This is a genomic window from Streptococcus oralis (assembly GCF_001579175.1).
GTDB classification, from domain to species: domain Bacteria; phylum Bacillota; class Bacilli; order Lactobacillales; family Streptococcaceae; genus Streptococcus; species Streptococcus oralis_O.
In genome coordinates this window covers 585,070-585,675 of the sequence record NZ_KQ970760.1, presented here as the reverse complement: position 1 = coordinate 585,675, position 606 = coordinate 585,070, and the positions used below count along the sequence as shown (strand labels likewise).

Genomic DNA, 606 nt, shown 5'->3' with positions numbered 1-606 from the left:
CTGAACCAGTCATAGGGCCAACAACACCTCCAAGGTAGAAAAAAACTTGGTTAAAGGCAAAAATCCTTGAAATGCCAGCTTTGGGAGTCATTTTACTAAGCAAGGCATTGATACCTGGCATCAGAGCACCCGTTCCTAAACCAAAGAGAAAACGATACAAACCGAGTTCAAGAGGACTAGTCGCACTGGCACAAAGAAGGTAGATGATGACTGAATACATCTGAGCCAGAATCAGAAGTCGATGATTCCCTAGCTTATCACCAAGCTTTCCCATCACTCCAGCGCTCATCATACTAGAAAATCCCATACTAGATACAATCAAGCCTGAGACGAAGAGGAGATTTTCGTTCTGCCCTAAGTCTCGCACATAGAGAGCCAGAATGGGACCAATGGATTGAGCTGAAAATTGTATGACAAAGGTAGTCAAAAATAAACTAATCAAAAAATGAGAGTGCTTGATTGAAGCAAACAATTCCTTTGTTGGTATTGCTTTCTCCTTAGCTATTGGCTGAAAATCCTCCTTGATAAAGAAAATGGTTAAGAGTGCAGCTAAAAACAAGAAGCCACCAATCAACAGAAAAACATTTCGAATACCAAAAATTTCAG

At 40.6% G+C, this 606-nt stretch carries 1 protein-coding gene; it reads right to left on the bottom strand.

Annotated elements, in window-relative coordinates; genetic code table 11:
• The coding region (locus tag SORDD24_RS07225; RefSeq protein WP_231082723.1) for an MFS transporter at positions 1-606 on the bottom strand (606 nt) is incomplete at both ends.